This is a genomic window from Acetatifactor aquisgranensis, from assembly GCF_943193215.1.
Lineage (GTDB): Bacteria > Bacillota > Clostridia > Lachnospirales > Lachnospiraceae > Acetatifactor > Acetatifactor aquisgranensis.
The window spans coordinates 1-25130 of record NZ_CALPDH010000051.1 but is presented as its reverse complement, the minus strand read 5'-3'; the positions used below and the strand labels follow the sequence as shown (position 1 = coordinate 25130).

The following is a 25130-nucleotide window of genomic DNA, read 5'->3' as shown; positions in this document are numbered from 1 at the left end:
TTTGTATCCGGAATAGAGTTTTTGCCCCGTTTTGGCCGGGTAGGCACTGGAATTTCAGAGCCTTTTGGAATTTTAGCGATCAGCTTGGTGCTGAGCACTTTTGTGTGAGTAATAGAGTTCTTGCGAGTTCATTAATAAAAAGCTAAGCTTTATGGGGCTTTCCGAGAAATCGGAGAGCCCTTTTTTGCAATATTGAAAGAGTTGAAAGCGATACCCAAATGGCGCCCCATATTTTTATGGCAAATAGAGATTGGAAGTAGTATAATGTAAATATTTACAACATATAAAACGGAATTACATAGATGGGAGCAGATTATGAAAATTGGTATCATATCGGATATACATAGTAATATCATTGCGCTCAAAGCCTGCATCGAATACATGAAATCAGTTCCTTGCGATGAATACTTATTTCTTGGAGATTATATTTCAGATACTCCTTATACGCGAGAAACCATGGATTATCTATATGATTTTTCGTCAAATCACAGCTGTCTGTTCCTTAGAGGAAACAGAGAAGAATATATGTTGGAACAAAGAAAGATAATTGCGCAAGGCACTGAAAAGGGAAAATGGACATGGAATTCGGCAACCGGGAACCTTTTGTTTACATACAGGCAATTGGATGAAAAAGATTTTCTCTTTTTTGATAGTCTGCCGATTACGTCCCGGTATCAAAAAGCTGGATTTCCGCCTGTGACCATTTGCCATGGTTCTCCGGTGAGTTCCCGTGAAAGATTGCCTGCTGAGGGGGAAAATACGAAAAAATGGTTAAAAGATATCCATACGGATTATCTGATTTGTGGACATACGCATTTATCGGGTGAACTGGAATACCAGGGGAAACACTATTATAATTGCGGCTCGGCTGGAATCGCTATCGGCACTTATGGTTATGCACACTGCATGATTATGGAAGATGTCCGCATGAATGGTAAGATGGCTTGGAAACCCGCTTTTTTAAAGATTCCTTATGACAACAAGCAAGTCGTGCAAGACATAAAGACAAGCGGTCTGCTCAGCAAAGCGCCATGGTTCGTGAATAGTAGCATACAGATTCTCCTGACAGGAGCCGACCATTCAGCGCAATTAGTCGGATTGGCAGATAAATTGGCACGAGAAGCCGGCGAACAGGATTTTGCGGATGAGAAGTATTGGAGAGAAGCGGCGCGACAGCTGGGAGTGCCTGATTATAGGTAGAAAAATGAAATCCAGTCAATTCATGAATCAGACGGACTAACGCCATAGTCAATATTATAACGCTATTTTGATAATAGAATCCGGGAAACGGGATGTGTGCAGCAAGCGGCGGAAAGGGGAGTAGGCTCAGGCGATGCCATGACTCCCACGCAGCATCTCTGGTACGCAATCCGCGGGCTCCCGTCCTCCACATAGATGATGCCGCATTTTACAAAGCCATGTTTCTCCAGCAGATGCCGCATGACGGCATTGTCCCGGTGGGTGTCGATGCGGATGTTGGGAATCTGTGCCAGGCAGTAGGACAGGCATTCCCGGAAGATTCCTTTTCCGGCGCCGTTTCCGGCAATCCGGTGGATGGTGCCGTAGGGGGCGTCGTCCAGCCACTGGCCCTGTTCGATGATTCTGTAGGTGGGGTCTTCTCCTATAATGAAAGTGAAGACGCCGCATATCTGGCCCTGTTCTTCCATCACATGGCTCTGCCTTTGCCGGATATCTTTTAGCAGAGTCTCCCCGGAGGGCCTGCTGTCGCCCCACTGGCCGGGGTTTCCGGCCCGGCGCATCTGTTCTCTGGCACATGCGTAGATTTCCTGAATCCGGCCGTAGTCGGCGGGGGTGGTGTCGCGTATGGTCATTTGTCCGGTGTCCTTTCTGGTCATGCTGCTGCAAGTCATTGCCATATCCCTGAACGATTGGCAGACTGGCGGATCAGGCAAGTCAGGTGAGCCGAGCTGCCGGTTTCCTGCCTGTACGCCTGGCCCGCTCTTTGCCATGACCGCGGACGGTACAGCAACGCTCATGGTACGGATGGCTATCCGGCTGTTTCCTGCCTTGAATAAGGTCATTGTACCATAATTTCCCATGTCCTGAAAAGAGAGAAAAAGATTTTCCCATAGGATACACTGGTGGAAAAGAGGGGCTTTGACCGGGCATTCCGGAGGGAGAGTAGGGCTGTGACGGGCGTATTGAAGAAACTGATTGGACTGCATAACGCTCCCCTGTGCCCGGCTCCGTAGAAGCCCTTTGTGCCCATCAGGCCGGCGGAAAGCCGGATTGACGCAGGAAGAGCTGGCCGAGGGCATCTGTTCCCTGCAGGCGCTGTCCAGAATCGAGACTGGGGTGTCAGGGGTCAGACATGACTACAAGGGGGATGCTTGACAAGCTAAAATGAATATGGTAGAATACAAAAATAAAATCAAAGACGTTCCTTTATACCAAAGCGGATATTTTAAGAACTAAAACTTCGTAAAAGCTTCTTAGGAGTCGGGATACGCAATGCAAACTGACGGAATGCGGATGCGTGTGCTGGATGTTAGAGAGGAGAATGGCAATAATGAAGAATAAAAAGTGGTCTTTCGGCATTGGAATTGGTGTCTGTATTCTTCTCTTGGGAATGATGTGCATAGTGATTCAGAATTTCGGAAAATCCAGAGGAGAAGAGGCAGATTTTGCAGATCAGTTCACTAATAGTGAAGAAGAGAAAATGTATAATTATATGGAAAAGCAATTAGCTTTGATACTTGAGCGCACGGGCATGGTTTGGGATTGTGAAGTAGATATAAGTTATTCGGAAAGCGAGATTGTCGGAGCCGACATTAAGATTACTGCACCCGAGGGCAGTATTGGAAATGATACCTTGCGGACAGATATAGCAGAGGCCATTTCCAAAGCGCTTAACATCAGCACGGAAAGTATTACAGTATCAGCTGATTAATCTTTTCAAAAATTCCATAATGAAATTGTTGCATGGCATCGGTTAGAAATAATCGGTGTTTTTCTGTACTAGAATAGGAAAGTTTTTCGTAATGCAGTAAATGCGGATTGCTGCCATGGCGGCGGAAAGGGAAAGAATGGGAGCTATATTGGATTTGAATGGGAAATGGGAACTTGGCATTTGCACGGATGAGCAGTACAGGAGCCTGAGTGAGGAGATTACCGGGGCGGATGCTCTGAAACAGAGTGGGATTCTGGTGATAGATGGGACTGTTCCCGGCAACTATGAGCTTGATTTGGAGAGAAACAAGCTGATTCCCGATCCGTTCATGGGGAAGAATCTTCTTCTGGAACATGAGCGGGAAATGAATCATTTGTTTTATGGAAAGAAATTTGAGATTCAGCCGGAAGAAGATAAGGTTTATATGCTCGAATTCGACGGCATAGATACAGTTGCCGAAATTTACCTGAATGGGAAAAAACTTCTCAAAGTCGATAATATGCTGATTGGCCATACGATTCAGCTTGCCGGAAAAGAACTGATGCGAGGATGCAATGAAGTTTTCGTGCATATCATTCCGATTGCCGTCGAAGCAAGGAACTATGACTATCCATTGCTTACATGCGCCCAAAAGTTTGGGGCGGACGGTCTTTATATCCGGAAAGCCCCTTATATGTTCGGATGGGATATTTTTCCGAGGATGCTCGCGGGAGGAATCTGGAAAGACGTGCGCCTGGTGGAAAAGCCCGAAGCCGGATTTAGGCAGAGCTATTTATTTACCAGAAGTCTGGCAGAAGATTATAGTTCTTGCCGGCTGGAATATTTTTATGAGATTGAAATAGGCAGTCTGCCCTACATGGGATTTTCAGTGGAAATCGAGGGGACTTGCGGCGATTCACGCTTCTTCCAAAAGGCCGATATATGGTCGAAGTCGGGACGTCTGGAAATCGGGCTTGAAAGTCCGCGGCTCTGGTGGCCCAGAAGGTCCGGGGAGCAGAATCTGTATGAAGTCGAAGCGAGGCTGGTAAAGGATGGAAAGATTTATGGATCCAAAAAATTCAGGGCAGGTATCCGCACTGTATTTTTGGAGAGGACCAGCCTTACCGATGAGAAAGGGAACGGAGAGTTCTGCTTCATTGTGAATCATAAAAAGACGTTCATACTGGGGACGAACTGGGTTCCTTTGGATTCTTTCCCCTCCAGGGGAAAAGAGCGGATTAAGCCTTCTTTGGATTTGGTGGCGGATCTGAACTGCAATATGATTCGGGCCTGGGGAGGCGGATATTACGATGACGATGTGCTGTACGATTTATGCGATGAGCTCGGCATCCTGGTGTGGCAGGATTTTATGCAGGCCTGTGCAAGGTATCCGGAGACGCCGGAGTTCCTGGGCAAGATGGAGGAAGAAGCGGTGTTCCAGATAAGAAGGCTCCGTCAGCATCCGTGTCTTGCGCTTTGGTCCGGGGATAATGAAAACGACCAGGGCTTCTGGTATGGGACAGGCGGAAGAGTCGATCCCAATACGAACCGGAATACCAGATGTGTCATCCGTCAGGCAGTCCGCATGAATGATTACGTGAGGGATTATCTGCCCAGCTCTCCTTACATCGATGAAGCTGCATTTGAGAACAAAGCGGGTGATACTATGATTCCCGAACAGCATCTCTGGGGACCGAGAGACTATTATAAAGGGGATTTCTACAGGAATGCAACGGCTCACTTCGCGTCGGAAACGGGGTATCACGGATGTCCTTCCGTAGAGTCTGTCCGGAAATTTATCACAGAGGAGGCGCTGTGGCCCTATACTGATAATGGAGAGTGGCTGCTGCATGCGTCCAACCCCACGGACAAGCCGGATGAGCCTTACGCCTACAGGATTGAACTGATGGCGGAGCAGATAAGGGTTCTGTTTGGAGGAGACGCTGAAAATCTCGAGGAATTTTCGCGTTTGAGCCAGATTTCTCAGGCAGAGGCAAAGAAATACTTTATCGAGAGATTCAGGATTGGAAAGTGGCGCAGAACGGGAATCATCTGGTGGAATGTGATCGACGGATGTCCGCAGTTCTCGGATGCAGTGGTGGACTATTACTTTGACAAGAAGCTGGCGTATGGCTATATCAGGAGAGCGCAGGAGATGGTGGCGCTCATGTGCGATGAGCCGGATGAGAATGCATGTGTGCGCCTGATGGGCATAAATGATTATTCTGCGGCGAAGCGCGTGCACTATCGTGTGTCTGATGTCACGGCCGACAGGGTGGTCTCGGAGGCGGACGTACTCCTTCCTGCAGATTCTTCCATTGAGATTGGGCTTCTGGATACAAACGGCAGGACTGCGTTCTATGAAATGGAGTGGACTGTGGACGGCAGGAGCTGTCGCAACCATTATGTGACATGGGCGGTGCCTTTCAATAAAGAAGCGTATATAAAATATGCGCAGAAAGCCGGGATAATCAAATAGATTGAGTGCGATGAAGCCCTGGCAGAGTTCAATGAGAATTTGGAAGCCGGCGGCATTCAGACTGAGTACCGCAATCCTTTGAGGAATCAGAGGATTGCGGTTTCTTGATGTTCAGATATTTTGTGGCGGTAAATTCTTTAGAAAACTTTAGAAAGATAAACAGATTATAAAAAATCATATATTAGTTATAAAAAATCATTGAAAAAACTATAACGTTGGGATATAATACGAAAAATATTCAGTGATTGACGATTTGGAAAAGGAATCTATACGTTTTTATGCAATATACCAGAAAGACTGCCATTGCCAGGCTGCTGGATGGCTATCGGGCTTATTTTAACATAACGATGTTTGAAGAAGAACACAAGCCTCTCACAGCCATCTGTGAGTTTTTTGAACATTCGGAAAAATATGTGCTTTCCAGGCAGGCCAATCTATGGTCCGCCAATTGTGAAGAATTCGTCTACCTCTTCGATGTAGAACACCTCACCCAGGAAATCTATGAGCGCTGCCGGGACGAGGCCTATGAAGACGGCATGAAGCGTGCCAATATCGGGCCGGGACATATGTATACCTATATCACGCCGGTCTTCGTATGCGACACCTGCCAGGAGGAGGCCAGAAAGGCATTGAAGAAATGCCGCATTTACAAAAGTTTTCGATTTTCCCTGCATGGGTGGATGGACTTCCACGCTGCTGTGCTGGAGGTTTCTGAAGGGAACCGCATCACCACCAACAGGAGCGGAAGATGTGTGGAGGAAATTTTGAAAAATGTACTATCACTAAATAAAAGGAAAAGGAGAAAGGTTTTATGAACACGTTAGTACTGGTTCTGATTTCCATAGCCATTCTTGTGTGTGGATATATCCTCTACGGCGGATGGCTGTGCAGGCAGTGGGGCGTGGGCGAGAGCAAGGAAGAGACTCCTGCCCATACCATGGAGGACGGTGTGGACTATGTGCCCTCCAAGACCCCTGTCCTGATGGGACATCATTTTTCATCTATTGCGGGCGCAGGCCCTATCACTGGTCCTATCGGCGCGGCTATGTTCGGCTGGGTGCCGGTGGTGCTCTGGATTCTGATCGGCGGCATCTTCTTTGGCGGCGTACATGATTTCGGCGCTTTGTATGCGTCTATCCGCCATAAGGGGCAGTCCATCGGCGAAGTCATCTCCGCCAACATGAGCAAGAGGGCGAAGAGGCTGTTCCTGATTTTTGCCTATCTGACTTTGATTCTGGTAGTGGCTGCATTCGCATCCATCGTTGCATCCACTTTCGGCGCAAAGTATGATGAGGCAGGCGTCCTTGACAAGGTGGCAAGCGCGTCCAACGCGTCTGTTGCCATGGTATCGCTGTTGTTCATTCTGATAGCCATCGTATTCGGCTTCTGCGTATACCGCAGGAATATGTCCATGGGCATCTCCACGATTTTGGGCATTGCGGCAATCGTAGTCATCATGGCTGTCGGCATGAATTTCCATCCCCTGTATTTCTCCACCAATACATGGATGATCATCGTAGGGATTTATATCGCTATCGCGTCTGTGGCCCCTGTGTGGATTCTGCTGCAGCCCCGTGATTATCTGAGCTCTTTCCTGCTTTATGCCATGCTGGCGGTGGCGCTGGTCGGTGTTATAGGGGCACATCCCAATATCGACCCTGAGCTGTTCCCCGCGTTCGCCGGCTTTGCCGTGGACAATGGAAACGGTATGCAATATCTGTTCCCCATCCTGTTCACTACGGTGGCCTGCGGCGCGATTTCCGGTTTCCATTCGCTGGTTTCCTCCGGCACTACCTCGAAACAGCTGGATAAGGAAAAGGATGCGAAGCCCATCGCTTACGGCGGGATGCTGCTGGAGTGCGCTCTGGCTATTCTGACGGTATGCGCCATCGCTTACGCGAGACAGACCGGCCACACGGCTGGCGCCACGGATATCTTTGCAGGCGGCATCGCTGCCATGGTCGCCGCCATCCCCGGTCTGGCAGGGCTGGAGCATATCCTGTACACACTGTTGATTCTTACATATTCCGCGTTCTGCCTGACCTCTCTGGACACGGCCACAAGGCTTGCAAGATTCATGTTCCAGGAGTTCTGGCTGGAGCCCGGACAGACGCCTGCCGACGTCAAGGACGGCTATAAGAAAGTGCTGGTGAATCCTTATTTTGCCACTGGCCTTACTGTGATTCTGGGCATCCTGCTTGGAATGACAGGCTATAGCAAAATCTGGGGCCTGTTCGGATCCGCGAACCAGCTGCTGGCCGGACTGGGCCTGCTGGCCGTGGCTACATGGCTTGGAAATATCGGCAGAAATAATAAGATGTTCCTGTTCCCTATGGCGTTCATGAACATCGTGACAATCTGTTCCCTTGCCATCACCATTAAGAACCAGGTGGGCATCATCTCGGCAGGCGGGGCGGACTGGGGCCCTTATGCACAGACCATCCTGGCAGTGCTGTTGATCATGCTTGCGATTCTCCTGGTGATTGAGGGTATCCAGACTCTGTTTGGAAAGAAAAAGGCTGCTTAAGGACAGGAACCGAAAGCAGTGATTTGTCTTGAATAATTGCCCTAAGTTGGTATTCTTATATCAGCTTAGGGCTTTTTTCATTTTTCAGAGAATCCGCGCACATTGTATGGGCCGGATTCGTTATTCACAGTGAAGAGAGGGAGTGAGGCCGTGTCCGCGGACAGAGACATGGATTTGGAAATGCAGTATGACAGGATTTACCGTTACTGCTATTTTAAGCTGCATAGCCGGGAGGCGGCGGAGGACATTACTCAGGAGACCTTTCTCCGTTTCCTGGGAAGCGGCAGTTATCAGAGCATGGGAAAAGCTCTGCGGTATTTGTACACGATAGCGCGGAATCTTTGTATCGATGAAGCAAGGAAACAGATACGCCGGGGAGAGAGTAAAGCGGGGACTGATGCAGAGGGGCGGGACATGGATTCCTACGAGGCGGAATGTCAAGAGGGAGGCGGCATGGAGGAGCGCCTGGTGACAGTGCTGGCAATCCGGGAGGCGCTGCTGGAACTGGAGGAGGAAGAGCGGGAACTGATTCTGCTTCGGTATGTCAACGAAGTCCCGGTGGATGTAATCGGAAAAATATATGGAATTTCTCGTTTTTCTGTCTATCGCAGAACAAAGGAAGCGCTGAAATGCCTGAGAGAGAAGCTGGGGGAGGAGGATTTTGTATGAGCGGTGATAAAAAACTGCGGCGAAAATCACAACAGAAGCAATCGATATGGAAGAATCGGCAAGACTGGTCATATGCGCTGAAGAAAGCGTTTGAAGCGCCGGCGCCCCGGCGGAAAAAAACATTTCTGCGGGGCATCCGGCAAAGGCGGGTCAGCAGCTGCCAATTTGTCTTACAGCAGGCCTCCTATATCCGCAAATGGGTGTGGGCGCTGTCTCTTGGAGTATTTCTGACGGCGCTGGCGGGAGGGCCCCTATTGGACAAAGACATCCTGTGGCTGCTCTCTGCCTTGATGCCTTTTCTGGCAATTTCCTCTGTGACAGAGTATGTCCGGGCAGAAGCCTGCGGCATGGCAGAACTGGAAATGGCAACGAGATTCTGCTTAAAAAGCGTTCTCCTGGCGCGGGTGGGTGTGCTGGGAATCGTGCATTTAGGGACACTGAGTCTGGTTTCCCTGTGCGGATACCGGGAGGGAATGCCGATATTCCGGACAGGAATCTATCTGCTGACTCCCTATCTGCTGACCGATGCCGTGTCCCTGTGGCTGGTCAGGAAAATACGGGGCAGGGAAGCGCTTTATGCCTGCCTTGGACCGGCTATAATCGTGGGAATCCTGCCAGTGATAGATAAGTGCACAGGCCTTTGGCTGTGGCAGAGCGGAAACTTTGGCTGGTGGCTGTGGGCCGCGGCCGCATTATGCGTCATAGCGGCCTGTGAATGGAAGAAGAGCATGGAAAGGATGGAAGAACTGACATGGAGCTGATGATCGACCGGGTTTCAAAACAATATGGCAGCAAGATTGCCGTGGACAGGATTTCCCTGAAACTGCAGAGGGGAATCTATGGGCTGCTGGGTGCCAATGGAGCGGGGAAGACTACGCTGATGCGCCTGCTGTGCGGCATCCTGAAGCCTACCAGCGGATCGATCTCCCTGGACGGCATGGATGTGGCCACAGAGGAATATCGGGGAGAATTGGGCTATCTGCCGCAGGATTTCGGCTATTACCCGGATTTCACCGGAGAGGAATTTCTGCTGTACATGGCGGCCCTGAAAGGACTGAACAAAGCGGAGGCAAAGCGCAAGTCCGCGGAACTGCTGGAGCTGGTGGGCTTAGGAGAGATGGGAAAGAAGAAAGTCAGGACATATTCCGGAGGCATGAAACAACGCCTTGGAATCGCCCAGGCATTGCTGGGGGAGCCGCGGCTGTTGATTCTGGATGAACCAACGGCAGGCCTGGATCCAAAGGAACGGGTGCGGTTCCGGGAGGTGATTGCCCGGTGGGGGAAAGAGAATATCGTGCTGCTTTCGACCCACATCGTCTCTGATATCGAGCATATCGCGGATACTATCCTGATGATGAAAGACGGCCAGATGATTCATCAGGGCCCATGGGAGAATCAGGAGGACTTGGAGGCATTTTATCTGGAGCGGATGTGAATGATCCGCCAGGCCAATAAAGGCGAACGGTCATGCATGCGGCGGGAGCATAGACTGGCATATGCGCTGCTGCGGACAGAAAGGTGGAAAGATGAAGCAGATATGGACATTGTATCGATATGAATGGAAAAAAATCGTGAAACGGAGGCTGGTCTGGATATGCATGGCGATTTCGGCGGTCATGATTGCAGCCACTGTGGGAGGCACTGTACTTGATATCCTCTATGAGGATGATGGCGAGACGGAGACCATGTACCAGGCATTCCAGAAAGACAAAGCCTATCAGAAAGCCCTGGAGGGAAAAATCATCGATCAGGAGCTGTTGGAGGAGACCATGGCGGTTTATGGAACCATCCCGAAAGATGTGGAGCGCTATTCCCAGACAGAGGAGTATGAGGCTTACGCGCGTCCTTACAGCGCGATTTTCCAGTATATCAGGATAGCTACGGACATGGTGACAAAGGAGGCCAGGCAGTGGGAGGCGGACGAGAGGGAGCTGTACGACATGCATCTGGAAATGCTGATGCGGGAGGCGGATTCCTGCAGATTGTCCCAGGATGAGAAAGATTTCTGGCTGGCCCAGGAAGAACGGAAAACCTGGCCGGTGGAGTTCCGGTATAAGGAGGGGTACTGGAGATTGCTGGACTGCGGCTATACCATAGGGCTGCTGGCGATTGTGGTGACGGCAATCTGCCTGTCCGGTGTGTTCGTGGAGGAGCATGTGCGCAGGACTGATCAGTTGATTCTGAGCAGCAGACATGGCAGGCAGAAAGCCTTTTGGGCCAAATTTCTGGCGGGACTGACCTTTGCGCTGGCTTTGTCGCTTCTGTTTTCTGGGCTGTCATTTCTGATTGCCTTTGGGATTTACGGGGCCGAGGGATTTACGGCAGATTTTCAGTTGGTGAGCGGCGGATTTTTCCCGCCTTTGAATGTCGGGGGAGCCGTGCTGCTCTATTATGCCTGTATGGGCATAGCTGTGGTTTTCGTTGCGGCCTTTGTAATGGCGCTGTCAGAATTGCTGCGCAGCAGTATCGGGACGCTTTCTTTTGTGGTGGGTGTGGTGATTCTGGGTATATTCGTGAACGTGCCGGCGCATCTGCGGATTCTGGCGCAGGCATGGAGTTATCTTCCCAGCAACTTTATTGCTAACTGGAATGTTTTCAATGCCCGGCTGGTTGGCCTGTTCGGTAAGTTTTTGATGCCCTGGCAGGCGGTTCCGATGCTGTATGTGATTCTGGGGATTGGGCTTGCGTTTCTGGGGAGACGGGCATTCATGCGGTACCAGGTGACGGGGAGGTAGGAGATGTTTGAGGTTTTGATACCTGGAGAGGGCGGATTTTTCCGTCCTTTTTTTGTATATGTCCTTTTCGGAAAGCTGGGCTTATGGTAAACTATAAGGAACAGAGGATATGATAAGGTGTCTGGCTGCTGCAGAACAGACGGAAAGGGCGGAGATGATGAAAAGCGCGGTATTTTATGGAAAGCATGATTTGAGGATTGAGGAGCACGAGATGCCCCCGGTGGGGCCGAAGGATGTGCTGATTCGGGTGAAAGCCTGCGGGGTCTGCGGGACGGACGTGCATATCTATGAGGGGGACAAGGGGGCGGCAGAGGTGACGCCGCCTGCCATATTGGGGCATGAGTTCGCCGGTGTGGTGGAAGCCGTGGGCGCGGAAGTGGCTGCCTGCCGGGTGGGCGACAGGGTCTGCATCGATCCTAATTGTTATTGCGGTACATGTGGGCCCTGCAGGAACGGGGTGGCTCATTATTGCGAGCATATGATCGGATATGGGACTACCGTGAACGGCGGCTTTGCGGAATACTGCGCGGTGAATGAGAGGCAGGTGTACCGATTGGGGGAGCGGACTTCCTTTGAGCAGGGCGCTATGGCGGAGCCTGCAGCCTGCTGTCTCCATGGAATCGATATGTGCAAGGTTCAGCCGGGTTCTCAGGTGGTGGTCATCGGAGGCGGCATGATAGGCCTGCTTATGCTGCAGCTGGCCAGGCTCATGGGTGCGGCAAAGGTTGCGCTGCTGGAGCCTGTGGAGGAGAAGCGCCAGGTGGCGGTGAAGCTGGGGGCGGATGTCTGCATCGATCCCTTGCAGGCGGATGTGGAAGCGGAGCTGAAAAAGGCTGGCTTTACCTGGGTGAATACGGTCATCGAGTGCGTGGGCCGTCCCTCCACCATCCGGCAGGCTATCGACATTGCCGGGAATAAGGCGGTGGTGATGATGTTCGGCTTGACGAAGCCGGAGGAGACCATTGCGGTGAAGCCTTTTGAGATATTTAAGAAAGAGCTGGAACTGAAAGCGTCCTATATCAATCCTTATACCCAGAAGAGGGCGCTGGATTTGATCGACAGCGGCCGCCTGGATGTGAGCAGCATGATTTACGGGACTTATGGGCTGGAAAAGCTGGAGGAAATTTTGAGTAGTCCCAAGGCCAGGGCAAAAGGAAAGTATATCATATGCCCATGAGGCATGCCTGTACATGAAACAGATGGCTCGTGCAGGCGATGGCGGGAAGGGCCGGAACCGGAGAAAGGAAAATGAAATGGACATACAGATTGACATTACGGATACGGTATTAGAGACCCGGCGGCTGATTCTGCGCCCCTGGGAGGAAAGCGACCTGGAGGATTTCTATGCATATGCCTCTGTGGAGGGCGTGGGGGAGATGGCGGGCTGGAGGCATCATGAGTCTATCGAGGTTTCCAGGAGTATTTTGGAGGACTTCATGTCCCATAAGAATGTGTTCGCCCTGGTGCACCGGGAGTCCGGCCGGGCCATCGGGTCGCTGGGGCTGCACCCCTCCTGGGCCAATGAGGATGAGGCCTACAGGGATCTGAAGATGAAGGAGATTGGCTATGTGCTTTCCAGGGAATATTGGGGGCAGGGACTGATGCCGGAGGCCGTGAGGGCGGTGATTGGATTCTGTTTCGACACCTGCGGGCTGGACGCGTTGACGGTAGGACATTTTTCTGTAAACGGCCAGTCGAAGCGGGTCATAGAGAAGTGCGGATTTCAGTTCGTAAAGGAAAGCCGGTACCATGCAAAGCAATTGGGGAAGGATTTTGACGATATGAGATATATTCTGCTGCGCTGAGAACCAAATACTGCTTGACAATATCCGCCATGTGCTTTATTCTGAAAATGTGGATAACATGTTCCACAAACTTTCAATTTCAGTAATTCTAAGTTTTAATAGCGTTTCTGCTGTTTATCACTGAGAAAAGAGAAAGACGGAAAAAGAAAATAGGCAGGAACGATGCTTTGACGGCGTTTCCTGCTGGAAGACAAGGAGGAAGCACTATGGGGATGGAAAATGACGCATTGTTGTCTTATCTGGAAGACGATGCACGTTTCGCGGATTTGTTTAACTGCTTTTGCTTCGGGGGAATGCAGGTGGTGAAGCCGCAGGAGCTCCGGGAGGCATCGGAGGTGTACACGGCGGCTCCGGACGGGAAGGACAGGAAAGGCGGAAAAGACGGGCAGAGGATACGGGACATCAAGAGGCGGCTGGAGTCTGGCGGATGGCTGAAGATACTGGCCGTGGAGGCACAGCGGGATGTCAGTTACTGTATGCCCTGGCGGATTATGGAATATGACTGCAGGGAGTATGGGCAGCAGGTCCAGCAGATTCAGCGGAGGAATCATGCGGCGGAAGAAGCCGGGGAAAAGCATGTCTACGCCAATGCCGGGGAGCGGCTGGGGAGGTTTCGGAGGGAAGACCGTATCGCGCCTGTGTACACGTTATGCCTGTACCACGGCGTGGAGGAATGGGATGGGCCAAGGTGTCTGAGGGATATGGTGGATTTTGGGACGGCGGGTTCTGAGGAGGCGCAAGGGGAATGGGAGAAATGGTTCGCGGATTATCCCATGCGCCTTGTGTGCGCCAACGAGGCTGCGGACTGTACGGGGGTTCGGACATCCCTGGGGATTGTGTTCGCGCTGCTGCCGCTAAGGAAAGATAAGGCGGGTCTGTCTGCTGGAAGAGGACGCCGCCTACAGAAAGATGGATGAGGAGACGGCCAGGACGGTGGGCGTGCTGATGGGAGTGAAAAGGTTTATGGAGCATCAGGAAAAGTATAAGGAAGGGGAGGGATATAACATGTGCCAGGCCATTAAAGAGATGATGGAGGACAGCAGGATGGAGGGCGAGAAGAGCGGCTGGGAGAAAGGCGAGAAGAGTGGAAGGAAGAAGGAGCAGGCGGAGGGAATCCGCATCTTCATCCAATCGAACCGTGACGATGGCACGGAGGAGGATGCCATTGCAGGCAAACTACAGAAATATTATGAAATGACAGAGACGGATGCATGGAAGATGTTGAATGGCGGCAGAATCTAAGCGAGAACTTTTGACTTTAGATACGATATTCCCAATATAATGTATCCTATAAGGTGGACTCGGCAAGCATTGTCCCTTTACCGGACTATAGACAGAAAGGGGGTCTGATTGACTTGCTTTCCGCGAAGTTTTTCCTGAACATGGAAAAGGCATGTTGCACTTGTGGTGATTGTGGGAACCAGTAGGAACTGAGCCTGTATTTTTTGGAGGGAAAATTTTTGGAATCAGCCCTTGACTCTCACACTGTGGCATACTCTATAGTGGAATTGAGCTCAGGAACGCACATATATGTGAGGAGAAACCAATGTTAAGAATAGGCGATTTTTCAAAGCTGTCGAGAATCAGCATCCGCATGCTGCGGCATTATGACGAATGCGGGCTACTGAAGCCGGAAATGGTGGATTCCTTCACCGGGTACCGGTATTATGGGGAGTCCCAGCTTCTGGGAGCCGGGCGGATTCAGGCATTGCGGAGTATGGGATTCGGCGTGGCCGCAATCGGGGAAATCCTGGAGAAATACGCGGACGGCGGGGAGCTGGAGCAGTTCCTGGTCAGGAAACGGGACGAGATGGAAACGCAGTACCGGGAGATGCGGCAGAAGATGCGGCTGATCGACAGCACCATTGAATGGCTGAGAAAGGATGGGAGCATTATGGGATATGACGTGAGTCTGAAGACGTTGCCGGAGCGGTATGTGGCGAGTGTGAGGATGGTGATTCCGGGGTATGACTCGGAACATATTCTGTGGAAGACGCTGATGGAGGAGACGGCGGGGATGCATCTGCAGGATGGAAGCCCCTGCTATACTATGGCGATTTTCCATGACGGGGAGTATAAGGAGCGGAATGTGGACGTGGAGGTGCAGAAGTCCGTGGCGGGAAACTATCAGGACAGGGGACATGTGAAGTTCAAGACAGAGCCGCCAGTACAGATTGCCAGCGCTACTTACCGGGGAAGCTATGAGCAGATTGGCCAGGTGAACAGCGCGGTGGCGAAATGGATTGAGGATAACGGGTACGAGATGAACGGCCTGTCGTTCAATATCTATCATGTGAGCCCTCATGAGACACAGAATCCGGAGGAATATGTGACGGAGGTGTGTTATCCGGTGAGGAAGAAATAGGGCTTGCGGGCCGCGGCCCGCAGTGGAAACGGCGGGAGGCCGGGTGTGGGAGCTGCTTACACCCGGTCTCTGTACGGTGTCGCTGTTTGTGCCCATTCCGGGGGAAGAGGGCGGAAAGCCGCAGGAAATCCTGAAAGGAGTAGAGGAATGATATTAAGTGTAAGCAGGCGGACTGACATCCCCGCCTTTTATTCCGAATGGTTCTACCAGCGCGTCCGGGAGGGATTCGTATGCGTGAGAAATCCCATGAACGCGCGTCAGGTAAGCAGAGTCAGCATCTCCCCCAAAGTGGTGGACTGCATTGTATTCTGGACGAAAAACGCCGCTCCGATGATGGACAGGCTGGATGAGCTAAAGGAATATGATTATTATGTTCAGTTCACCATAAATGACTATGGCGTTGAGGTGGAGCCGTATGTCCCGGAACTTCTCAGACGCCTGGAAACGTTCATGCGGCTTTCCGAAAGAATCGGCAGGGAGCGGATAATCTGGAGATATGATCCGATACTTTTCTCTGATAAATATACCCCGGAATCTCATCTGAAAAGTTTTGAAAAAATAGCATCGGCGCTTGGAAGATATACGGAGAAATGCGTGTTCAGCTTTGTGGATATCTATCCCTCAAAAAACAGCGGCAATCTGAAGCGTCTGGGTTTTTGGCAGCTTTCCCCGGAAGAACTGGACAGCTTCGCAGGAGAGCTTGCCCGCATCGGAAAAAGCAGCGGACTTGCCCTTGCCACCTGCGCGGAGGCGGTCGATCTCGTAAGGCATGGAATTGAGCACAACAGCTGTATTGACAAGGCGCTGATAGAGCGTATCACAGGCGCGTCCCTGGATGTGGGCGGCGACGGGCAGCGCGGGCATTGCCGCTGTGCCAAATGTGACGACATTGGCTCTTATGACACCTGTCCCCACGGCTGCATCTACTGCTACGCAAACTTTCGCCCGGATATTGTCTCGGACAGGGTGAAAGCGTACGATGTCAATTCCCCTATTCTCTGCGGCAGCATAAAAGAAACGGATAAAATCACTGAAAGGCCGGTGAAATCTTATAAGCGGGAATATGAACAGCTCACTTTTCCTGGCTAAGGCAAAGGCTTCCGTTTTCTGCTGTTGCAAAGGAGGCACATTGGGGCTGTTGGAAAATGGCTGCATCGAATCAGCAATTCATGTGCTTTTCCAGGTCTGGTACAGCTGCGCAATCACCAGCTCGATGGGGGCTTTTTTGATTTCCATATCCATGATGCCCTCAGCTTTTGACAGTTTCCCCAGCAATTCCCGGATGGGCAGTTGGGACAGGTCTACTTCAAATTCGAATACGCCTTTCTGTCCGCCAAGGAGCCTGCAGCCCGCTAGTTCCGGCTGTCTGCCGTCTGTGATGACGGTAAAATGTGTCAGATTTCCCGTAATTTCGCGCAGTCCGTCAAAGCTGCCGTCGTACACAAGCTTTCCGCCGGAAATCATCAGGATTCTCCGGGCCATCTCCTCCAGGTCATCCATATCGTGGCTGGTGACCAGAATGGTGACGCCCTCTTCCTGATTGATGCGCTTCAGGAAATCTATCATCTGGCGCTTGGCCACCACGTCCAGCCCCAGCGTGGGCTCATCCAGCAGGATCACCTCCGGCGAGTGCAGCAGCATCAGACCTAAATCCGCCCGCATCCGCTGCCCCAGGGACAATTCCCGGGCAAAAGTATTGCGGATTTCTCCCATGTCCAGCAGTTCGGTGACCATGTCCAGGTTCCTTTGGTACACCTCATCCGGAATGTCCCAAACCACCTTTTTCCACTCAAAACTCTGTATCACGGGATGATCCCACCACAGCTCCGTCCGGTTCCCGAACAGCACCCCGAGCCTTTTCATGAGGGCGATCCGGTCTCTTGCCGGCGACATGCCCAGCACGGACAGCGTCCCGGATGTGGGCTGGAGCATGCCGGAGAGCAGCTTCATAGTGGTGCTCTTCCCGGCTCCGTTGGGCCCTGCGTAAGCCACGAACTCACCTTTCCCGATTTGGAAAGAGACGCCGTCCAGAGCGGTCACGGTCTTCTTTTCCTGCCGGAAGATAGTCCTGATGCTTTCTTTCCATGAAATGCCTTTCCTGCTCCCCGGGGCTTCCTTTTCAGAATCATTTTCCTTATCGGAACCGCCTGGGGTTTCCTTTCTCTGCCACCGTGTGAAAGACTTGGTCACGGACTCTGCGTTTACGGCCGGATTCTCACGAGCGATGTCCTCCGGCACTATATCTGTTAATCCCTTTTTTGACATAATATCGAAATCCTTTCCTGAAAAAATGAGCTGCGGCAAGCGATAGCAGCAGCGCGAATATCGCCGGATAAAAATTCTCAAAAGCAGTTGTCTTCCCCAGCAGAATCATTGTCGGAAACCATGCCATAAGGCCCGCCGGAAATATGGTCAGCAGGGGGTAGCGGATGTAGACCGGCATGCCTGACAGGGGAAATGATTTGGTATGCTCCATGCTGTAGACCACGGTGCTGGCTATCTCCTCGCACTGTACCGGCGCGTAAAAAGCAAGGCTGGAAAACAGGTATGAAGCCGCAGTCACAACCACCATGCTGGCAATCAGCTGGAAGACCAGCATCCCCGGCCACCACCAGGGCATGGAAGAATGGCATTCCAGGTGGCGCATAGCCACCCACAGCATCCCGATACCTGACAGCAGGCTGCTGGAGCCGGTGAAAGGGAAGATTCCCACCGTCAGCTGCACGCCGTAGGGCAGAGGTATGATGAACATATGTTCCCATTGCCCTCTGCCGATAATCCTGCTGGGAAACAGCGCGTTGCAGCCGCCCATCATGTTGAGGAATCCCATCACGATATTGCCGTAGGCCAGCATGAACAGAACCTCGAACCGATCCATGCCGCCGATTCCGCCGAACTTCCATGCCAGCAGGAAGATTCCAATGATGGATGATATGTTGGAGACGATATCGGCCGTGATGACGATGGCCATGAACTTTGCGTCCCGGGTCAGGGAGGCCAGATCCATCCGGGCATATATCCCCAACAGTTGAAAGTACCTTCGGATTCCCCGAAAAATCTTTGTCTTTCTTTTCATTTTATCCACCGAAACTCACCATCCTCTCTCTGGATTTTTGGAACCACACAGCCGCCGCGAACCATATCACGATGTTCCAGAACAACTGTGCCGGAATCACTTCCGAAGCCGCCGCGCTGCCTGTATACAATGACAGAAAAGCCCCGCCCATACTGCCGAAAGGCTGATACTGCATCCACCTGTCCATGCCGAAGGGCAGTATCTTAAAAGGAATCACTGTGCCGGAAAAGAAGGACACCACCGCGCTCCTGATCACATAGGTGAGCCAGGAGACATTGCGCAGCCTGATGGTGACGCAGTAGAACAGGAACTCGAAAGCGAATCCCAGGGATACGCACAGCGCCAGAGACGGAAGCGCCCACAGCGTCTTTGGCAGAATCCGGATTCCCAGAAGCGGCGCCGCCAGGAACATGGGCAGCGAGAACAGGAGCAGCTGCGGCATCCACTCGCCGATGGTTCTTGAAATCACCTGCCCGAACACGGGCATGGGGCGGGTGAACATCTCCATGCTCCTGGCATCGTAATCCCAGGCGGACAGACAGGTATTGACGATCGTCAAATCTGCCAGCAGTGCGTTGACATAGGTATAGCTCAAAAGCTGCGGTGCCGACATCTCCGCTTCATACCCGCTTTCCGCCAGAATCTTCCAGATGAACAGCAGCGGCACCAGATATACCACTTTCATCACCATATCCGGAACCATGTACAGCACGCCGCCGCCCGTCTTGCCCTGCATGGCTGTCCGGGCAGTGGCCATATATTTATGAATCATTTCATTCTTTCCTTTCTGCCGCGTCTCTGCGGCATTTATCCGAAACATCCAGGAATGTGTCAGGGCACAAAAATACCCTGTACGGACTGCCTTTGTCCGCACAGGGCTCTCATTTCGCATTCAAATCTGCCGTACGGCAGATTTACGATATTCAGAATATAACCAATCGCAAAACCGTCGCACTTCCGATTATCCCGTCACATGGTGAGCAGCGCACAAAACAATCCGTTTCCCCAAAAGGGCATAGTTATCCCCTAAAGCTGCCACTTTGTAACCGAAGCTGCGCACAATATCGCTGCCTGGAAATAACTTCCGCTCCATCAGAACTTCGTATCGCTTCATGCTTCTCACCGCCTTTCCTGCCATATCTGGCATCCATTATACAACTCTTTATGGAAGTTTGCAATCTTTTTTTGGAGGAATCGCTGAAGAACTGCCGAGAACAATTATATTCATTTTCCCCCCTGGCGTATCGGCCGTTTATCCTGTATAATGAGTCTGTATGGAAAGAGGTGATGTATATGAAAGTGTATATAAAAGAGTATCGGATTGGATTCTTAGCTGAACAAGACAGCGCCCATGCAGAATAGCAGTTATATAGAACTCTGCGTGGGCTGTTGAAACTATATAATCTGCTGTTTCTGCACTTGTTTATCAAACATAAATAAGGAGCGGGAAAGATGCAGTATAAGAATGCAGCGGACATATTGCCTTCCAGGCTATTGCGGGAAGTGCAATACTATATCGAAGGAGAACTTTTATATATCCCCAGATCCGAATCGAAGCAGGAATGGGGCGCAATCAGCGGATCGAAAAAGTTTTATTTGGAGAGGAACAGCCAGATCAGGATGCTGTTCCGGGAGGGCAGGTCAATCCAGGAACTGGCTGTGAAATTCGGCTTGTCCAACAGCACGGTGAAAAAAATCATCTATCAGAAAAAGTGACAGGAAAGAATCTCCCGGAATTGCGGACAGGCAAATTCCGGGAGATTCTGTGCTGAAGATCTCTTGTGTTTTTAGGGAAGCCGGCTCCTCTTTTCAAAGAAATGGTCTATCTCTTTTTTGACAGACTCTGCGGAAAGGGATTTGGACAGATAGCCCTCAGGTTTGAGCGAAATGGCCTTTTTGACGCTCTCCCGATCCACCCTGCAGGTCAGGAAAATCACGGGGATATCTGAAAAGTCCTTTTGGGTGCGGATCATTTCCAGCACCTGGCTGCCGTTGCAGACCGGCATCTCATAATCCAGCAGCACCAGATCCGGCCGGGCAAGGGTGATGCTCCTGATGGCAGACATGCCGGAGTCCGCCGTCAGCACTTCGTAATCGCTGCTGAGTAAGTGCAGCATTGCCTTGCGCATAAAGTCCGAATCGTCCACCACCAGTATCCTGCTTTTCCGGCGGGCCCGGGCTTCCGCGGTGCTCTCAGCGGACGGACTGCTTTCCGGCCTGACGAGGGGCGGGTCAAGCCGCAGGCGGTTCTCGATTTCAGCCACGGCATTCTCTGTGACAGCCGAAATGCCGCCCTGGGGCGCCTCCGAAATGGACATGCAACAGGCAAAGTACCCTTTGCCTGTGTCGAACAGAAAGCTGAATTCCGGACTCTGCGCAGTGTATATTTTATAGAACTGCTCGTAAGTCAGCAGATGTTCCTCCGCCATTTCAAATATCTCCCATGACGGAAAGCGCCGCCTGATGCGCTCCACAAGCTGCTTTGCCGCGTATTTTGCCACACTGGACAGGATTGTGTCAGTGGCTTCCGAATTGGCCTCCATGATATTGCCGATCGTGCTGCCGATCAAGGGCTCCTCGAATAGCAGGAAGAAATCCCTTTTCCTGTTGTCGCTGCCGCTGTAGACCAGATGGCAGTAGATTCCGTCTCCGAATTTCTCCCCGGCGTAGCAATTGCTGATCAGACGCGAATCCAGCCGGAACATGCTGTGCAGCAGGCTGGCGATGGTCTGGCCCATCAGGGCCTGTTCCTCCTCGGGCAACAGATTCTCCCAATGTTTGATAGGCTCGCCGCTTACGATCATATGGTCTTCAATCAAGGTATGTCCGATCAGCCATCCTGCGCATACGCCCAGAAAATGATGGATGGAGGCGGCAGAGTAGTCTGTCTGCTCCAGTTCCTTTTCAAGGGCGGGCAGCATCCGTTGGCGGAAATCCCTGTGAATACGCTTATGGGCTTCCAGCCCGGGATAACCGATGGAGGCCATATAGGTTTCCTCATCTGCAAAATGCTGGATGGCATGGTCTTTAAAATATTTTATCGCCTCGTGACAGGCAAAATGGCTTTTTTCTTCTTTCTGTCCAAAATCAAACAATTTATTGAGAATGCTGAGAAGTTTTTTGTGTTCCTTGTCGATTATGGGTACTCCTATGTTATAGTGTTCATTCCACAATAAATGATTCCCCATAGGCCCTCCTACATACTCTTTTCTATAATGTATTCAGTGCCTGCGGAAATGTGCCAGGATACGACGGATTTCTCTCTTATTCGCCTGGGGGCCTGAGAGGAGCGGCCACCGTGGTGGCGGAGGATCCTGTCTTCGGGAGAATCTGCTATGGAGGCTTCCTGGAGGAGACGGGGGAGGGCCTGAAAGTCACATGCCATGACGGCGTGGGGAGACGTTTCCATTATATTGGAACAGAGGGGCGTATCCACACAGAGTGCACCCATGGAGAATGGGCTTCGGCCGGAATCTGCATAAGCGGGGATTGCAGCCGGATTACGCTGAAAGCGGAATCCGGCCCCTGGAAAAAGGAGAGCCTGGCCGTGCGCATTTTAATAGAAGACTTCGGGGACTACCGCCTGGCCGGAACCGATACCGTGATTCGGGGAGGCGAGTGGGCCGCTCTCTCTGTGCCTGAGGGAGAGGCAGAGTTTGTGCTGGAGCGAATTTGTGTTGCGCACGAATAAAATTTGCAGTAAACTACAATAAAAGACCGTCAGCTATATCTGTTTGTTTTGGACAGATCAGGCAATGCTGACGGTATTGAGGAAACAGAATCGAGGTAATGAGGAAATGAAAAAGGAATTTCACCAGGGTAATAGAGCGAGGGTATATGAGGCCATGAAGCCGCACTCTCTGCTGGTCATGTTCTCCGGGACAGAAGTCCGCAAGACCAATGATGAGCAGTATCCTTTTTATACCGACAGGAATTTCCTGTATCTGACAGGTCTGGACAGCAAGGAATTCGTGCTGCTGGCCAGCAAGGACGCTGAGGGGCAGGTAAAAGAAAGGATTTATATCCTGCCCCCGGATTTGATGACAGAGCGCTGGACGGGCGCGCGGATTAAGGCTGATGAGGCGGCGGAGCAGTCGGGCATTGAGGATGTGGCCTATGTGGGTGGGTTTGAGATGGATTTCCACAGGCTGGCTTCCATGGGGAATTATGGGTATCTGTATCTGGACACCTGCCGCGCGGAACCGGGAGACCGGGAGACGCCTGCACACAGGCTTTGCAGAAGAGCGGCGGTGGATTATCCGTTCCTTAAGATAGAGAATGCCAACGCCATCCTGCGCAGGCTGCGCACCATCAAGCAGCCCTGTGAGATAGAAGCCATAAGAGAGGCCGAGAAGATTACCAGAGACGGAATCGTGGCCATGATGAAAGCATCCAAGCCGGGCATGTATGAATATCAATACAAGGCTGTCTTCGACTACGCGCTGGGACAGCACGGGCCTCAGGGACCGGCGTTCCCGTCCATTATTTCCGCGGGAAGGAATAATTTCTGCATTCATTACTATGCTTATAAGGGGCAGGCACATGACGGGGACATGATATTGAACGATGTTGGGGCCTGGTACGACAACCTGATGACGGATGTGTCCAGGGGATGGCCCTGCAACGGGAAGTACGATGAGCGCCAGAGGCTTCTGTACGAGTGCGCCCTGAAGACTTCTGATCATATGTTTGACATCATCAAGCCGGGAATGGCCATGGAGGATGTGGACAGGGAATCCCACAGGTACAATGCGCTCCTGCTGAAAGACGCCGGCGTGCTGGGGAGCGTGGACGAGATAGGGACTTATATGTGGCATGGCGGCTCCCATCATGTGGGCTACGACGTGCACGATGTGGTGGAGAGGCCGGAATTCATCGCGCCGAATATGGTGTTCTGCGTGGACATCGGAATTTATCACGAGGAGTGGGGCATCGGTTTCCGGCTGGAGGACAATTGCCTGGTGACTGAGGACGGCTGCGAGAATCTGTCTGCGATTACACCCAGGACCATGGAGGAGATAGAGGATACCATGAAAAAGGGCTCTGTGGCCGTTTCCTAGAATCCGGAATCAGGCACAGGCCGGGCTACCCGGAATTTTTAGCTGTCAGGCAGTATAAATGCCAGAGCGGACGGATTCCGGGCAGAACCGGGAATGCGGACAGAGAAGAAGAACCGAGAGCGGGGCAGAACAGGGATTGGCAGCCTGCTCCGCTTTGGCAATAGGGAGGGATGGTATGGATGATAAGATGCGGATACATTGGTCGGTTTCCTCGATAACGGCCATTGTGCTGGGAAATATTTTATATGCGCTGACGGTGAAGCTGTTTCTGCTGCCGGCCAATCTGGTCAGCGGAGGGGCCACGGGCATCGCCCTGGCGGCGAACCATCTGACAGGCGTGTCAGTTTCCGGATTCCTGTTTCTTGTGAACCTGGCTATGCTGTTCCTGGGCCTGATTGTGCTGGGGAAAGCCTTTGTGGTGACCACGCTGGCCAGCACGTTTCTGATTCCGGCGGCCCTGGAGATGTTCGACCGTATCCTGGGAGATTTTGTCCTGACGGAGGATATCCTGCTGTGCACGTTGTTCGCCGGGCTGGGCGTGGGAATCTCTCTGGGAATCGTGATCCGGACCGGGGCTTCCACGGGCGGCATGGACATTCCGCCGCTGATTTTGTACAAATGTTTTCGGATTCCGGTCTCTGTGAGCATCTACGTGTTCGACGTGTGCATCCTGATGATGCAGGCGCCCTTTCACAAGGCGGAAAATGTGCTGTATGGCGTGCTGTTCGTGCTCCTTTCCGCTCTTATGCTGGATAAGACCATGATGATCGGGACGACCCAGACGGAAGTGAAGATTATGAGCGGCAAGTCGGAGGAGATACGGGCCGCCATTCTGGAACAGATGGACAGGGGCGTGACTTTGCTGAACGCGGAGGGAGGCTATCTCCACGACAAGACGCAGATGATATTCAGCGTCATTTCCAACCGGGAGCTTTTCAAGCTGGAGAAGCTGGTCCATGGAATAGACCCCGGCAGCTTTATGGTGATTACCAGAGTGAGCGAGGTAAAGGGACGGGGATTTTCCCTGGAGAAGCAGTGGAAGACAAATTAGCAGTCATGTGTGCGGGAGCACCGTATTGTGCGGTTGAATCTGGAGGGATAGGGATGGAGAGCGGAAAACAGGAAAACGAGAAGCTGATAGAGGATATTTTAAAGCACCTGGATGCGGAGACCCGGATGGGGGTGGTCCGCATGAGCGTGGAGATGGACGATGAGAAGAGCGCGTCCGGGGAGGTCTCCCATAAGTGCTGCAATATGTACGGCCGCCCGGCCAATGAGACGGTGGGGCTTCTGGACTGCTATACGGACATGAACGCGGGCAGGCCGGACAATGAAAGATGATGTAACGGTTTACTTTATGGGGAGCGGTATGTTATACTTTGATTGGAAATATGGCGCCTGCGGCCGGATTGTGGAGAAAGCCGCCTGAAAGGGGATATGGCATGGCGGATATTCGTTTGCCTTACGGAATCGGTAATTTCGAGAAAGTACACTTATGATCTCTCGGAATTCTGATTGATCCTG

At 51.8% G+C, this 25130-nt stretch carries 27 protein-coding genes; 21 read left to right on the top strand and 6 right to left on the bottom strand.

Annotation, left to right across the window (positions count from 1 at the left end; all coding sequences use genetic code 11):
- Positions 1–315 precede the first annotated feature (315 nt).
- On the top strand, positions 316–1200 hold the full coding sequence (locus NFS35_RS26590; RefSeq protein WP_251210002.1) for a metallophosphoesterase family protein: 885 nt from the start codon (positions 316–318) through the stop codon (positions 1198–1200).
- A gap of 62 nt (positions 1201–1262) precedes the next feature.
- On the opposite strand, the gene NFS35_RS29540 is transcribed toward NFS35_RS26590, so the two are convergent.
- Positions 1263–2042: a GNAT family N-acetyltransferase gene (locus NFS35_RS29540; protein ID WP_330640489.1), complete on the bottom strand. Its 780-nt coding sequence runs from the start codon at positions 2040–2042 to the stop codon at positions 1263–1265.
- A 133-nt stretch (positions 2043–2175) separates the two neighbouring features.
- Here NFS35_RS29540 and NFS35_RS26580 point away from each other — a divergent pair, with 133 nt between their 5' ends.
- The 15 genes from NFS35_RS26580 (at position 2176) to NFS35_RS26510 (ending at position 16559) form a co-directional block, all read left to right on the top strand.
- The gene (locus tag NFS35_RS26580; RefSeq protein ID WP_330640488.1) at positions 2176–2355 is read left to right on the top strand and encodes a helix-turn-helix transcriptional regulator; all 180 of its coding nucleotides are present in this window, start codon (positions 2176–2178) and stop codon (positions 2353–2355) included.
- Between the two features lie 175 nt (positions 2356–2530).
- The gene (locus tag NFS35_RS26575) at positions 2531–2911 is read left to right on the top strand and encodes a hypothetical protein (RefSeq protein ID WP_251210000.1); all 381 of its coding nucleotides are present in this window, start codon (positions 2531–2533) and stop codon (positions 2909–2911) included.
- Positions 2912–3047: 136 nt separating this feature from the next.
- Complete coding sequence (locus NFS35_RS26570; protein ID WP_251209999.1) at positions 3048–5369, top strand: glycoside hydrolase family 2 protein; 2322 nt, start codon at positions 3048–3050, stop codon at positions 5367–5369.
- A 278-nt stretch (positions 5370–5647) separates the two neighbouring features.
- On the top strand, positions 5648–6184 hold the full coding sequence (locus NFS35_RS26565; RefSeq protein ID WP_251209998.1) for a hypothetical protein: 537 nt from the start codon (positions 5648–5650) through the stop codon (positions 6182–6184).
- The gene (locus NFS35_RS26560) at positions 6181–7896 is read left to right on the top strand and encodes a carbon starvation CstA family protein (protein WP_251209997.1); all 1716 of its coding nucleotides are present in this window, start codon (positions 6181–6183) and stop codon (positions 7894–7896) included. The genes NFS35_RS26565 and NFS35_RS26560 overlap by 4 nt, the downstream gene beginning before the upstream one ends.
- A 129-nt stretch (positions 7897–8025) precedes the next feature.
- Positions 8026–8565 carry an RNA polymerase sigma factor gene (locus NFS35_RS26555; protein ID WP_330640486.1) on the top strand — a complete coding sequence of 180 codons (540 nt, stop codon included), beginning with the start codon at positions 8026–8028 and terminating at the stop codon, positions 8563–8565.
- A complete protein-coding gene (locus tag NFS35_RS26550; RefSeq protein WP_251209996.1) occupies positions 8562–9326 on the top strand; it encodes a hypothetical protein in 765 nt (254 codons plus the stop codon). The genes NFS35_RS26555 and NFS35_RS26550 overlap by 4 nt, the downstream gene beginning before the upstream one ends.
- Positions 9317–10000: an ABC transporter ATP-binding protein gene (locus NFS35_RS26545; RefSeq protein ID WP_251209995.1), complete on the top strand. Its 684-nt coding sequence runs from the start codon at positions 9317–9319 to the stop codon at positions 9998–10000. Before NFS35_RS26550 ends, NFS35_RS26545 begins: the two co-directional genes overlap by 10 nt.
- A gap of 91 nt (positions 10001–10091) precedes the next feature.
- Positions 10092–11300 carry an ABC transporter permease subunit gene (locus NFS35_RS26540; protein WP_251209994.1) on the top strand — a complete coding sequence of 403 codons (1209 nt, stop codon included), beginning with the start codon at positions 10092–10094 and terminating at the stop codon, positions 11298–11300.
- Positions 11301–11409: 109 nt separating this feature from the next.
- Positions 11410–12477: a zinc-dependent alcohol dehydrogenase family protein gene (locus NFS35_RS26535; RefSeq protein ID WP_251209993.1), complete on the top strand. Its 1068-nt coding sequence runs from the start codon at positions 11410–11412 to the stop codon at positions 12475–12477.
- 76 nt (positions 12478–12553) lie between these two features.
- On the top strand, positions 12554–13105 hold the full coding sequence (locus NFS35_RS26530) for a GNAT family N-acetyltransferase (RefSeq protein ID WP_251209992.1): 552 nt from the start codon (positions 12554–12556) through the stop codon (positions 13103–13105).
- A gap of 206 nt (positions 13106–13311) precedes the next feature.
- A complete protein-coding gene (locus NFS35_RS26525) occupies positions 13312–14022 on the top strand; it encodes a hypothetical protein (RefSeq protein ID WP_251209991.1) in 711 nt (236 codons plus the stop codon).
- A complete protein-coding gene (locus tag NFS35_RS26520) occupies positions 14015–14347 on the top strand; it encodes a hypothetical protein (protein WP_251209990.1) in 333 nt (110 codons plus the stop codon). The genes NFS35_RS26525 and NFS35_RS26520 overlap by 8 nt, the downstream gene beginning before the upstream one ends.
- A 304-nt stretch (positions 14348–14651) precedes the next feature.
- The gene (locus NFS35_RS26515; protein ID WP_251209989.1) at positions 14652–15470 is read left to right on the top strand and encodes a MerR family transcriptional regulator; all 819 of its coding nucleotides are present in this window, start codon (positions 14652–14654) and stop codon (positions 15468–15470) included.
- 147 nt (positions 15471–15617) lie between these two features.
- On the top strand, positions 15618–16559 hold the full coding sequence (locus NFS35_RS26510; protein ID WP_251209988.1) for a DUF1848 domain-containing protein: 942 nt from the start codon (positions 15618–15620) through the stop codon (positions 16557–16559).
- Positions 16560–16637: 78 nt separating this feature from the next.
- On the opposite strand, the gene NFS35_RS26505 is transcribed toward NFS35_RS26510, so the two are convergent.
- From NFS35_RS26505 to NFS35_RS26490, 4 genes are all read right to left on the bottom strand, one after another.
- The gene (locus tag NFS35_RS26505) at positions 16638–17735 is read right to left on the bottom strand and encodes an ABC transporter ATP-binding protein (RefSeq protein WP_251209987.1); all 1098 of its coding nucleotides are present in this window, start codon (positions 17733–17735) and stop codon (positions 16638–16640) included.
- Positions 17686–18546, bottom strand: a complete 861-nt coding sequence (locus tag NFS35_RS26500) for an ABC-2 family transporter protein (RefSeq protein ID WP_251209986.1) — start codon at positions 18544–18546, stop codon at positions 17686–17688. The genes NFS35_RS26505 and NFS35_RS26500 overlap by 50 nt, the downstream gene beginning before the upstream one ends.
- Before the next feature lies 1 nt (position 18547).
- Positions 18548–19318: a hypothetical protein gene (locus NFS35_RS26495; protein ID WP_251209985.1), complete on the bottom strand. Its 771-nt coding sequence runs from the start codon at positions 19316–19318 to the stop codon at positions 18548–18550.
- Between the two features lie 189 nt (positions 19319–19507).
- Complete coding sequence (locus NFS35_RS26490; protein WP_251209984.1) at positions 19508–19660, bottom strand: hypothetical protein; 153 nt, start codon at positions 19658–19660, stop codon at positions 19508–19510.
- A gap of 338 nt (positions 19661–19998) precedes the next feature.
- Between NFS35_RS26490 and NFS35_RS26485 the strand changes: the two genes are divergently transcribed.
- Positions 19999–20262: a CD3324 family protein gene (locus NFS35_RS26485; RefSeq protein WP_251209983.1), complete on the top strand. Its 264-nt coding sequence runs from the start codon at positions 19999–20001 to the stop codon at positions 20260–20262.
- Positions 20263–20333: 71 nt separating this feature from the next.
- Here NFS35_RS26485 and NFS35_RS26480 read toward each other — a convergent pair whose 3' ends face one another.
- Complete coding sequence (locus NFS35_RS26480) at positions 20334–21734, bottom strand: hemerythrin domain-containing protein (RefSeq protein WP_251209982.1); 1401 nt, start codon at positions 21732–21734, stop codon at positions 20334–20336.
- A 110-nt stretch (positions 21735–21844) separates the two neighbouring features.
- Here NFS35_RS26480 and NFS35_RS26475 point away from each other — a divergent pair, with 110 nt between their 5' ends.
- The 4 genes from NFS35_RS26475 to NFS35_RS26460 all read left to right on the top strand — a co-directional run bounded on the left by NFS35_RS26475 (position 21845) and on the right by NFS35_RS26460 (position 24947).
- The gene (locus NFS35_RS26475; RefSeq protein ID WP_251209981.1) at positions 21845–22237 is read left to right on the top strand and encodes a hypothetical protein; all 393 of its coding nucleotides are present in this window, start codon (positions 21845–21847) and stop codon (positions 22235–22237) included.
- A 106-nt stretch (positions 22238–22343) separates the two neighbouring features.
- The gene (locus tag NFS35_RS26470; RefSeq protein ID WP_251209980.1) at positions 22344–23606 is read left to right on the top strand and encodes an aminopeptidase P N-terminal domain-containing protein; all 1263 of its coding nucleotides are present in this window, start codon (positions 22344–22346) and stop codon (positions 23604–23606) included.
- Positions 23607–23781: 175 nt separating this feature from the next.
- Positions 23782–24657 carry a YitT family protein gene (locus tag NFS35_RS26465; RefSeq protein WP_251209979.1) on the top strand — a complete coding sequence of 292 codons (876 nt, stop codon included), beginning with the start codon at positions 23782–23784 and terminating at the stop codon, positions 24655–24657.
- 53 nt (positions 24658–24710) lie between these two features.
- Entirely contained in the window at positions 24711–24947 is a 237-nt protein-coding gene (locus tag NFS35_RS26460; RefSeq protein WP_251209978.1) for a hypothetical protein, read from the top strand.
- Positions 24948–25130 lie beyond the last annotated feature (183 nt).

Excerpts from the sequence above, each read along its gene's own strand:
- NFS35_RS26575 (WP_251210000.1), top strand. The coding sequence starts at position 2,531 with ATGAAGAATAAAAAGTGGTCTTTCGGCATTGGAATTGGTGTCTGTATT.
- NFS35_RS26570 (WP_251209999.1), top strand. The coding sequence starts at position 3,048 with ATGGGAGCTATATTGGATTTGAATGGGAAATGGGAACTTGGCATTTGC.
- NFS35_RS26470 (WP_251209980.1), top strand. The coding sequence starts at position 22,344 with ATGAAAAAGGAATTTCACCAGGGTAATAGAGCGAGGGTATATGAGGCC.
- NFS35_RS26505 (WP_251209987.1), bottom strand. The coding sequence starts at position 17,735 with ATGTCAAAAAAGGGATTAACAGATATAGTGCCGGAGGACATCGCTCGT.
- NFS35_RS26530 (WP_251209992.1), top strand. The coding sequence starts at position 12,554 with ATGGACATACAGATTGACATTACGGATACGGTATTAGAGACCCGGCGG.
- NFS35_RS26590 (WP_251210002.1), top strand. The coding sequence starts at position 316 with ATGAAAATTGGTATCATATCGGATATACATAGTAATATCATTGCGCTC.
- NFS35_RS26545 (WP_251209995.1), top strand. The coding sequence starts at position 9,317 with ATGGAGCTGATGATCGACCGGGTTTCAAAACAATATGGCAGCAAGATT.
- NFS35_RS26460 (WP_251209978.1), top strand. The coding sequence starts at position 24,711 with ATGGAGAGCGGAAAACAGGAAAACGAGAAGCTGATAGAGGATATTTTA.
- NFS35_RS26465 (WP_251209979.1), top strand. The coding sequence starts at position 23,782 with ATGGATGATAAGATGCGGATACATTGGTCGGTTTCCTCGATAACGGCC.
- NFS35_RS26525 (WP_251209991.1), top strand. The coding sequence starts at position 13,312 with ATGGGGATGGAAAATGACGCATTGTTGTCTTATCTGGAAGACGATGCA.
- NFS35_RS26510 (WP_251209988.1), top strand. The coding sequence starts at position 15,618 with ATGATATTAAGTGTAAGCAGGCGGACTGACATCCCCGCCTTTTATTCC.
- NFS35_RS26520 (WP_251209990.1), top strand. The coding sequence starts at position 14,015 with ATGGATGAGGAGACGGCCAGGACGGTGGGCGTGCTGATGGGAGTGAAA.
- NFS35_RS26500 (WP_251209986.1), bottom strand. The coding sequence starts at position 18,546 with ATGAAAAGAAAGACAAAGATTTTTCGGGGAATCCGAAGGTACTTTCAA.
- NFS35_RS26495 (WP_251209985.1), bottom strand. The coding sequence starts at position 19,318 with ATGATTCATAAATATATGGCCACTGCCCGGACAGCCATGCAGGGCAAG.
- NFS35_RS26550 (WP_251209996.1), top strand. The coding sequence starts at position 8,562 with ATGAGCGGTGATAAAAAACTGCGGCGAAAATCACAACAGAAGCAATCG.
- NFS35_RS26535 (WP_251209993.1), top strand. The coding sequence starts at position 11,410 with ATGATAAGGTGTCTGGCTGCTGCAGAACAGACGGAAAGGGCGGAGATG.
- NFS35_RS26490 (WP_251209984.1), bottom strand. The coding sequence starts at position 19,660 with ATGAAGCGATACGAAGTTCTGATGGAGCGGAAGTTATTTCCAGGCAGC.
- NFS35_RS26540 (WP_251209994.1), top strand. The coding sequence starts at position 10,092 with ATGAAGCAGATATGGACATTGTATCGATATGAATGGAAAAAAATCGTG.
- NFS35_RS26515 (WP_251209989.1), top strand. The coding sequence starts at position 14,652 with ATGTTAAGAATAGGCGATTTTTCAAAGCTGTCGAGAATCAGCATCCGC.
- NFS35_RS26565 (WP_251209998.1), top strand. The coding sequence starts at position 5,648 with ATGCAATATACCAGAAAGACTGCCATTGCCAGGCTGCTGGATGGCTAT.
- NFS35_RS29540 (WP_330640489.1), bottom strand. The coding sequence starts at position 2,042 with ATGACCTTATTCAAGGCAGGAAACAGCCGGATAGCCATCCGTACCATG.
- NFS35_RS26560 (WP_251209997.1), top strand. The coding sequence starts at position 6,181 with ATGAACACGTTAGTACTGGTTCTGATTTCCATAGCCATTCTTGTGTGT.
- NFS35_RS26485 (WP_251209983.1), top strand. The coding sequence starts at position 19,999 with ATGCAGTATAAGAATGCAGCGGACATATTGCCTTCCAGGCTATTGCGG.
- NFS35_RS26480 (WP_251209982.1), bottom strand. The coding sequence starts at position 21,734 with ATGGGGAATCATTTATTGTGGAATGAACACTATAACATAGGAGTACCC.